The organism is Streptomyces misionensis, from assembly GCF_007896895.1.
In the GTDB taxonomy this organism is placed as follows: Bacteria; Actinomycetota; Actinomycetes; order Streptomycetales; family Streptomycetaceae; genus Streptomyces; species Streptomyces misionensis_A.
The window spans coordinates 1-8,225 of the sequence record NZ_VOGW01000151.1; the positions used below are offsets into that span (position 1 = coordinate 1).

Here is an 8,225-nt window from a genome sequence, read left to right on the forward strand (position 1 = left end):
GGGGGGTGGCGGCGGGGGTCGGGGGGGTGGGGGGGGGTGCCGGCAGGGGTGGGGTGGGGGGGGCGCGGGGCGGTGGGGGGCGCGAGGGGGGTGACGGTGAGGAGGTTGGCCGGGGCGGCGGGGGGGTCGACGAGGCCGGGCGGGTGGGCGAGGCCGGCCTCGTCGACCTGCACGCCGGCTGGGCCAAGATCGGCATCGTCCCCCTCCTGGAGACCACCGACGAACTGCGCGCCGCCGACACCATCCTGGAGGACATGCTCTCCGACCCCTCCTACCGGCGCCTGGTCGCCCTGCGCGGCGACGTCCAGGAGGTCATGCTCGGCTACTCCGACTCCTCCAAGTTCGGCGGCATCACCACCAGCCAGTGGGAGATCCACCGCGCCCAGCGCCGGCTGCGCGACGTCGCCCACCGCTACGGCGTACGCCTGCGCCTCTTCCACGGCCGCGGCGGCACCGTCGGCCGCGGCGGCGGCCCCTCCCACGACGCCATCCTCGCCCAGCCCTGGGGCACCCTCGAAGGCGAGATCAAGGTCACCGAACAGGGCGAGGTCATCTCCGACAAGTACCTGATCCCCTCCCTCGCCCGGGAGAACCTGGAACTCACCGTCGCCGCCACCCTCCAGGCCTCCGCCCTGCACACCGCCCCCCGCCAGTCCGACGAGGCCCGCGCCCGCTGGGACGCCGCCATGGACGTCGTCTCCGACGCCGCCCACGCCGCCTACCGCAGGTTCGTCGAGGACCCCGACCTGCCGGCGTACTTCCTCGCCTCCACGCCGGTCGACCAGCTCGCCGACCTGCACCTCGGCTCACGGCCCTCCCGCCGCCCCGGCTCGGGCGTCTCCCTCGACGGCCTGCGCGCCATCCCGTGGGTGTTCGGCTGGACCCAGTCCCGCCAGATCGTCCCCGGCTGGTTCGGCGTCGGCTCCGGCCTCAAGGCCCTGCGCGAAGCCGGCCTGGACACCGTCCTCGCCGAGATGCACGAGCAGTGGCACTTCTTCCGCAACTTCATCTCCAACGTGGAGATGACCCTCGCCAAGACCGACCTCAGAATCGCCCGGCACTACGTCGACAGCCTCGTGCCCGACGACCTCAAGCACGTCTTCGACACCATCAGCGCCGAACACGAACTCACCGTCCGCGAAGTCCTGCGCGTCACCGGCGAGGACGACCTCCTCGACGCCCAGCCCGTCCTGAAGCAGACCTTCGCCATCCGCGACGCCTACCTCGACCCCATCTCCTACCTCCAGGTCGCCCTCCTCAAGCGCCAGCGCGAAGAGGCCGCGACCGGCGGCGAACCCGACCCGCTGCTCGCCCGCGCCCTGCTCCTCACCGTCAACGGCGTGGCCGCCGGCCTGCGCAACACCGGCTGAACCAGCGCGGAACCACACCGAAAAAGGGTGCCCCCGAGGTCGTACGACCCCGGGGGCACCCCCCTTTTCCGACCAGCCTCACTGCACCGCGACGAACGCCGCCGTCAGCAACCCCAGCCCCGCGAGGCCCAGCACCCACGCCAGCCGCGTCAGCCGCATCCCGCCCGCGACCACCACCGAGGCCAGCAACAACGCCCCACCGAGCGGCACCCACGCGTACAGCATCCCCGCCGGACCCGAACGCAGGCCCTGCGCCGTCCCCGGCTTCAGCACCACGTCGTACGTCCGCCCCTTGCGCACCGCCACCGACTCCGGGAGCTCCACCCGCGCCCGGGCCCGCGCCCCCGCCGACGTCGGCGAGAACGGCCCGCTACAGGTGCCGCCCGCACAGGCCGCCACCCTCACCGTGCCCTGCTCCCGCCCCTTGGGCAGCAGCACATGCTGCGCGCTCCCCCAGGAACCCCACACCCCCGCGAACACGATCAGCGCGGCGAGCGCGCCCATCGCCGCGACCCGCCCGAACCGCAACGCGGACACGGACGCCTGGACAGCGGAACGGGTGGCGATGGCAGGCATGGCCGGGATCATTGGCCATACCCGCACGACCGGTCAACTCGCCCGACCACCAAGGACGGACAAGTCCGGAGTTGTACGACGCCCCGCCCCCGCTCAGGAGTTGTACGCGCTCTGCGCCCACTCCAGCCCCTCCGTCACCAGACACTCCACCGCGTCCGCCGCCCGGTCCACGAAGTAGTCCAGCTCCTTGCGCTCGGCCGAGGAGAAGTCCTTCAGCACGAAGTCCGCCACCTGCATACGACCCGGCGGCCGCCCGATCCCGAACCGCACCCGGTGATAGTCCGCCCCCATCGCCTTCGTCATCGACTTCAGACCGTTGTGCCCGTTGTCCCCGCCGCCCAGCTTCAGCCGCAGCGTGCCGTAGTCGATGTCCAACTCGTCGTGCACGGCGACGATGTTCGCCACCGGCACCTTGTAGAAGTCCTTCAGCGCGTTCACCGGGCCACCGGACAGATTCATGAAGGACATCGGCTTCGCCAGGATCACCCGGCGGTTCGCCGGCCCCGCCGGACCGATCCGCCCCTCCAGCACCTGCGCCTGCGCCTTGCCCGCCCGCTTGAACTTCCCCCCGATCCGCTCCGCGAGCAGGTCCGCCACCATGAAGCCGACATTGTGCCGGTTCATGGCGTACTCCGGCCCGGGATTCCCGAGCCCGACAATCAACCAGGGGCCACTGGTCGGGGTGGTCACGTCCATGTCTCCTCGAATGCGCGAACAGCCGCTGCCTCCCCAGGAAGCAGCGGCTGCGTACCGCTGTGGACAGCCGTGCCGTTCCGGCCGACGGCGCCGGGCACCTATCGACGAGGGCCCGGCTCCGGCAGAGCGGAACCGCCGGTCCGGCTCAGGCCTCGGCGGCCTCTTCGCCCTCCGCGGCCTCTTCGCCCGCGGTCTCCTCGGCCTGCGCCTGCAGGACCTGGAGCACGACCGCGTCCTCCTCGACGGCCAGGGTGACGCCGCTCGGCAGCGTGATGTCCTTGGCGTGGATGGAGGCACCGGCCTCCAGACCCTCGACGGAGACGGTGACCGACTCCGGGATGTGGGTGGCCTCGGCCTCGACCGGCAGCGCGGCCAGGACGTGCTCCAGCAGGTTGCCGCCCGGGGCCAGCTCGCCCTCGGTGTGCACCGGGATCTCGACCGTGACCTTCTCGCCGCGCTTGACCAGCAGCAGGTCGACGTGCTCCAGGAAGCCCTTCAGCGGGTCACGCTGCACGGCCTTCGGGATGGCCAGCTCGTTGGTCTTGCCGTCGATGTCCAGCGAGATCAGGACGTTCGGCGTACGCAGCGCCAGCAGCAGCTCGTGACCCGGCAGGGTCAGGTGCAGCGGCTCGGTGCCGTGGCCGTACAGAACACCCGGAACCTTGTTCTCACGGCGGATGCGGCGGGCCGCACCCTTGCCGAACTCGGCGCGGGACTCGGCGGCGATCTTCACCTCGGACATGTGGATCACTCCTCGTAGTAACTCGGAACGGACGTGGTCACCCGGCCACGAACGGCCTGCTACGAAGAGCGCGTCGATAACGGACCGCCGTACACAGAAGTACGGCCTCCCTCGCCGAGCAACTCGTGCAGTTTACTCGGACCGGGAGGCCGTACCCAAAAGGATCTTCGGCTAGCCGCGACGGCCGGCCTGAAGAAACCTCACTGCTCGTCGAAGAGGCTGGTCACCGAGCCGTCCTCGAACACCTCACGCACCGCGCTCGCGATCGTCGGAGCGATCGACAGCACCGTGATCTTGTCCAGATCCCGGCCCAGCTCCGCCGGCGTCGGCAGCGTGTTCGTGAACACGAACTCACTCACCCGCGAGTTCTTCAGCCGGTCCGCCGCCGGACCCGACAGCACACCGTGCGTCGCCGTCACGATGACGTCCTCCGCACCGTGCGCGAACAACGCGTCGGCCGCCGCACAGATCGTGCCACCCGTGTCGATCATGTCGTCCACCAGGACACACACCCGGCCCTTGACCTCACCCACGACCTCGTGGACGGTCACCTGGTTCGCCACGTCCTTGTCACGCCGCTTGTGCACGATCGCCAGCGGCGCACCCAGCCGGTCACACCACCGGTCCGCCACCCGCACCCGGCCCGCGTCCGGCGAGACCACCGTCAGCTTGTTCCGGTCCACCTGCCCGCCCACGTAGTCCGCCAGCAGCGGCAGCGCGAACAGATGGTCCACCGGACCGTCGAAGAAGCCCTGGATCTGGTCCGTGTGCAGATCCACGGTCAGAATCCGGTCGGCACCCGCCGTCTTCATCAGATCCGCGATCAGACGCGCCGAAATCGGTTCACGACCCCGGTGCTTCTTGTCCTGCCGCGCGTAACCGTAGAACGGCACGATCACCGTGATCGAACGAGCCGACGCACGCTTCAGCGCGTCGATCATGATCAGCTGCTCCATGATCCACTTGTTGATCGGAGCCGTGTGGCTCTGGATCAGGAAGCAGTCCGCACCACGGGCCGACTCCTGGTAACGCACATAGATCTCACCGTTGGCGAAATCGAAGGCCTTCGTCGGGACGACCCCGACACCCAGCTGCTGGGCGACCTCCTCGGCAAGCTCGGGGTGGGCGCGGCCGGAGAAGAACATCATCTTCTTCTCGCCGGTCGTCTTGATCCCGGTCACAGCACTGTCTCCTCAGAGGTTGTCTCAGCCAGGCGGCTGCTCGAACGACCTCCCGTCCGAGCGTGAGAGGCCGAATCAGCTGGTAGGGGTGTGGGTGCACCTGCGCGGATGTGCACTTATCACGGTACGCCGAGTTTGACGCACTCGTTTCCGGTCAGTCCTCGCTCCCGCCCGGCCGGGACGCCTCCTCGGCCGCCTTCGCCGCCGCGCTCCCCGGCCGCTTCCGAGCCACCCAACCCTCGATATTCCGCTGCTGACCACGGGCCACGGCCAGCGAACCGGGCGGCACGTCCTTCGTGATCACGGAACCCGCGGCGGTGTAGGCACCGTCCCCGACCGTGACAGGCGCCACAAACATGTTGTCCGAACCCGTCCGGCAATGCGACCCGATCGTCGTGTGGTGCTTGTCCTGACCGTCGTAGTTCACGAACACGCTCGCCGCACCGATGTTCGTGTACTCACCGATCGTCGCGTCACCCACGTACGACAGGTGCGGCACCTTCGTACCCTCACCGATCCGGGCGTTCTTCGTCTCGACGTACGTCCCGATCTTGCCCTTCGCACCCAGCCGCGTCCCCGGCCGCAGATACGCGTACGGCCCCACGGTCGCCCCGGCACCCAGCACGGCCCCGTCCGACACGGTGTTGTCCACCCGCGCCCCGGCACCCACCTTCGTGTCCTTCAACCGGGTGTTGGGCCCGACCTCCGCACCCTCCGCCAGATGCGTGGCACCGATCAGCTGCGTGCCCGGATGCACCACCGCGTCCCGCTCGAAGGTCACGGTCACATCCACCCACGTACTGGCCGGGTCCACGACGGTCACCCCGTCCAGCATCGCCTGCGTCAGCAACCGGTCGTTGAGGATGCGGCGCGCCTCGGCCAGCTGCACCCGGTTGTTGATCCCGGCGATCTCCCGGTGATCACCCGCCACCGAGGCCCCGACCCGGTGCCCGGCCTCGCGCAGGATGCCCAGCACGTCCGTGAGGTACTCCTCGCCCTGGCTGTTGTTCTTGCGCACCTTCGTCAGCGCGTCCGCCAGCAGCCGGCCGTCGAACGCGAACACCCCGCTGTTGATCTCCCGGATCGCCCGCTGGGCCTCGCTCGCGTCCTTGTGCTCCACGATCGCCGTCACCGCGCCCGACGCCTCGTCCCGCACGATGCGGCCGTACCCGGTCGCGTCCGGGACCTCGGCGGTCAGCACGGTCACGGCGTTGCCGTCTCCGTGGTGCGTCTCGGCGAGCCGCCGCAGGGTCTCGGCGGTCAGCAGCGGGGTGTCCCCGCAGACGACGACCACGGTGCCGGTGACGGCGCCCCCGAGCTCTTCGAGACCCATCCGCACGGCGTGTCCGGTGCCGTTCTGCTGCTCCTGCACGGCGGTGCGGACGGCGGGATCGATCTCCGTCAGGTGCGCGGTGACCTGCTCACGGGCGTGGCCGACGACGACGACCAGGTTTTCGGGCTTCAACTCGCGGGCCGCGGCGAGCACATGGCCCACGAGGGAGCGGCCGCAGATCTGGTGCAGCACCTTGGGTGTGGCCGACTTCATACGGGTGCCCTCACCCGCTGCGAGAACGACGACGGCTGCCGGGCGGATGGCACTCACAGGGTTGCCCTTCGGCTCTGAATGGGTGGGGAACAGCCGCAGGATACCGGGGCGGGTTTCGGGGGGTATGAGTGCGGGCCCTGACGGGGAGGTCAGGGCCCGAACCAGGGTCTTGTGTGCTGTGGCTCCCCCGCAAGGATTCGAACCTTGTCCTGCTGGTACCAAAAACCAGTGTGCTGCCAGTTACACCACGGGGGACAGCGCTTCAGACCTTACCCGAGACGTACCTCGGCCTGGGTCACGATTCCTTGCCACCAGCCCTCGATCCGGTTGTACAGATGGGCGCTTCGGGCCACGCAGACGACCAGGCACCCGTGATAGTCGTCGCCGGTGTTCTTGCGGACCGTCTTGGGATTGTGCTTCTTGAGGGTCGGCCGCGCGAAGCCGGACACGTCCACGCCGGCGATCGCGGCCCAGTGGCGATGGGCCGCCTCGATGTCCGCGGACTCGTGGATGAGCACCCGGAAGGACAGGCGCTCGCGGTCCACCCCGAGCAGGTCGAGCCAGGCCAGATAGGTCTTGATCACACCGGCGTCGCTGTTGACGAAGACCGCGCGTTCCCGGCGGTCGTACGGTTTGCTCTTCGAGCCCTCCGCCCAGTAGAGGGCGATCCCCGCCATGAAGAGCTCGCGGTCGGTCAGCTCCCCGATCTCCCGCAGCGCGGACGCCTTGGTCTCGTCGCGCTTCTGCCGCTCGGCGGCGCGGCGCCGAGCGAGGCCCTCATGCATCAGCGCGCGTTGTTCCTCCGGCGTGTAGCGGGGCTCCGGTCTGGGGAGATCCCGCACCCACAACGACACCGAACTCCTGGAGCAGCCCAGCTCCGTCTCGATCCGGTCGTAGGTCCACCCCTGGAGTCGTAGCTCGCGGGCGCGCTCGCGGAGGTCGTCCTTGGCGTTGGGGCGCTTGGTCCAGGCGGGTGGGGGTTCGCCCTTGACCAGGCGGTTGAGGACGTCGTTGTTGAAGATCTTCAGCTGGTCGCGGATCTGGCGGAGGCTGTGCCCCGCGCGGCGCAGGGCGATCGCCTGGTTCCGGAGGGTCTCGAAGTCGGCGTATCTGCCGTGGGGGTGCGTCATAGGCATACCGTCCGGGCGGAATGTGGGATTCCGGGATCGAACGGAGGGAGTTCACCAGTTCGAGGGATAGGGGGAGGTTTCGAGCGAGGTGGGGTGTGGGGTGTGCTGTGTGCAGGTAGGTGAAAGTCACCGGAAAAGCCCCGCTCCGCGCCCGTAGGCTGGACGCATGACCATGACGGGGGAAGACCACTCCAGGGCGCTGACCGGCCCTTGGTGGTGGCCGCGGCGGCGCAGCGCGGTGTTCGACGGGGCGCTCGCCGTGGCGTCGGCCGCGGAGTGCGGCGCGGAGGGGCTGGGTTTCGCCCGGGACGCGGGGATCCCGGTCTGGGCGGGTGTGCTGTTCGGCGTGGCGGCCGGTGCGGTGCTGCTGGTGCGGCGCAGGTGGCCGGTCGCGGTGGTGCTGGTGGCGATCGCGGTGACCCCGGCGCAGATGGGTTTCCTGCTGGGCATCGTGGGTCTGTACACGCTGGCGGCGGCGGAGGTGCCGCGGCGGATCATCGGGGTGCTGGCGGGCATGTCGCTGGCGGGTACGGCGGTGGTGACGTTCGTCCGGGTCCGGCAGGGCATGGCGCGCGGTGATCTGACCCTGGGTGACTGGTTCGTGCCGTTCGCGGCGGTGGCGACGGCGCTGGGGCTGACGGCTCCGCCGGTGTTGCTGGGTCTGTACGTGGGGGCGCGGCGCCGGCTGATGGAGAGCCTGCGGGAGCGGGCGGACAGTCTGGAGCGGGAGCTTCAGCTGCTCGCGGAGCGGGCGGAGGAGCGGGCCGAGTGGGCGCGCAACGAGGAGCGGACGCGGATCGCGCGGGAGATGCACGACGTGGTCGCGCACCGGGTGAGTCTGATGGTGGTGCACGCGGCGGCGTTGCAGGCGGTGGCGCGGAAGGATCCGGAGAAGGCGGTGCGCAACGCGGCTCTGGTGGGGGACATGGGCCGGCAGGCGTTGACGGAGTTGCGGGAGATGCTGGGGGTGCTGCGGGCCGGGGA

Annotated in this window: 7 protein-coding genes, 1 tRNA gene and 1 pseudogene; 2 read left to right on the plus strand and 7 right to left on the minus strand. The window is 69.9% G+C overall.

Annotated features, from left to right (window positions below):
* Positions 1-149: 149 nt before the first annotated feature.
* Positions 150-1,370 (plus strand): annotated as a pseudogene (locus tag FRZ03_RS25360) (phosphoenolpyruvate carboxylase); the annotation flags it as partial.
* A gap of 78 nt (positions 1,371-1,448) precedes the next feature.
* Here FRZ03_RS25360 and FRZ03_RS25365 read toward each other — a convergent pair.
* The 7 genes from FRZ03_RS25365 to FRZ03_RS25395 all read right to left on the minus strand — a co-directional run bounded on the left by FRZ03_RS25365 (position 1,449) and on the right by FRZ03_RS25395 (position 7,241).
* Positions 1,449-1,958 carry a hypothetical protein gene (locus FRZ03_RS25365; protein ID WP_186785608.1) on the minus strand — a complete coding sequence of 170 codons (510 nt, stop codon included), beginning with the start codon at positions 1,956-1,958 and terminating at the stop codon, positions 1,449-1,451.
* 81 nt (positions 1,959-2,039) lie between these two features.
* Positions 2,040-2,642, minus strand: coding sequence for an aminoacyl-tRNA hydrolase (pth, locus tag FRZ03_RS25370; RefSeq protein WP_146467459.1), 603 nt, complete (start codon positions 2,640-2,642; stop codon positions 2,040-2,042).
* Between the two features lie 145 nt (positions 2,643-2,787).
* On the minus strand, positions 2,788-3,384 hold the full coding sequence (locus FRZ03_RS25375) for a 50S ribosomal protein L25/general stress protein Ctc (protein WP_146467460.1): 597 nt from the start codon (positions 3,382-3,384) through the stop codon (positions 2,788-2,790).
* 200 nt (positions 3,385-3,584) lie between these two features.
* Positions 3,585-4,565 (minus strand): ribose-phosphate diphosphokinase, encoded by a 981-nt coding sequence (locus FRZ03_RS25380; RefSeq protein WP_146467461.1) that lies wholly within the window; start codon positions 4,563-4,565, stop codon positions 3,585-3,587.
* Positions 4,566-4,719: 154 nt separating this feature from the next.
* Positions 4,720-6,168, minus strand: coding sequence for a bifunctional UDP-N-acetylglucosamine diphosphorylase/glucosamine-1-phosphate N-acetyltransferase GlmU (glmU, locus tag FRZ03_RS25385; RefSeq protein WP_146467462.1), 1,449 nt, complete (start codon positions 6,166-6,168; stop codon positions 4,720-4,722).
* A gap of 122 nt (positions 6,169-6,290) precedes the next feature.
* Positions 6,291-6,366 (minus strand) — tRNA-Gln (locus tag FRZ03_RS25390).
* Between the two features lie 14 nt (positions 6,367-6,380).
* On the minus strand, positions 6,381-7,241 hold the full coding sequence (locus FRZ03_RS25395; protein ID WP_146467463.1) for a terminase gpP N-terminus-related DNA-binding protein: 861 nt from the start codon (positions 7,239-7,241) through the stop codon (positions 6,381-6,383).
* A gap of 166 nt (positions 7,242-7,407) precedes the next feature.
* Between FRZ03_RS25395 and FRZ03_RS25400 the strand changes: the two genes are divergently transcribed.
* On the plus strand, positions 7,408-8,225 hold an 818-nt coding region (locus tag FRZ03_RS25400), incomplete at its 3' end, for a sensor histidine kinase (protein WP_222443408.1).

Bases quoted from the DNA above. Each gene is read 5' to 3' on its own strand.
- FRZ03_RS25375 (WP_146467460.1), bottom strand. From the start codon at position 3,384: ATGTCCGAGGTGAAGATCGCCGCCGAGTCCCGCGCCGAGTTCGGCAAG.
- FRZ03_RS25365 (WP_186785608.1), bottom strand. From the start codon at position 1,958: ATGATCCCGGCCATGCCTGCCATCGCCACCCGTTCCGCTGTCCAGGCG.
- FRZ03_RS25395 (WP_146467463.1), bottom strand. From the start codon at position 7,241: ATGACGCACCCCCACGGCAGATACGCCGACTTCGAGACCCTCCGGAAC.
- pth (WP_146467459.1), bottom strand. From the start codon at position 2,642: ATGGACGTGACCACCCCGACCAGTGGCCCCTGGTTGATTGTCGGGCTC.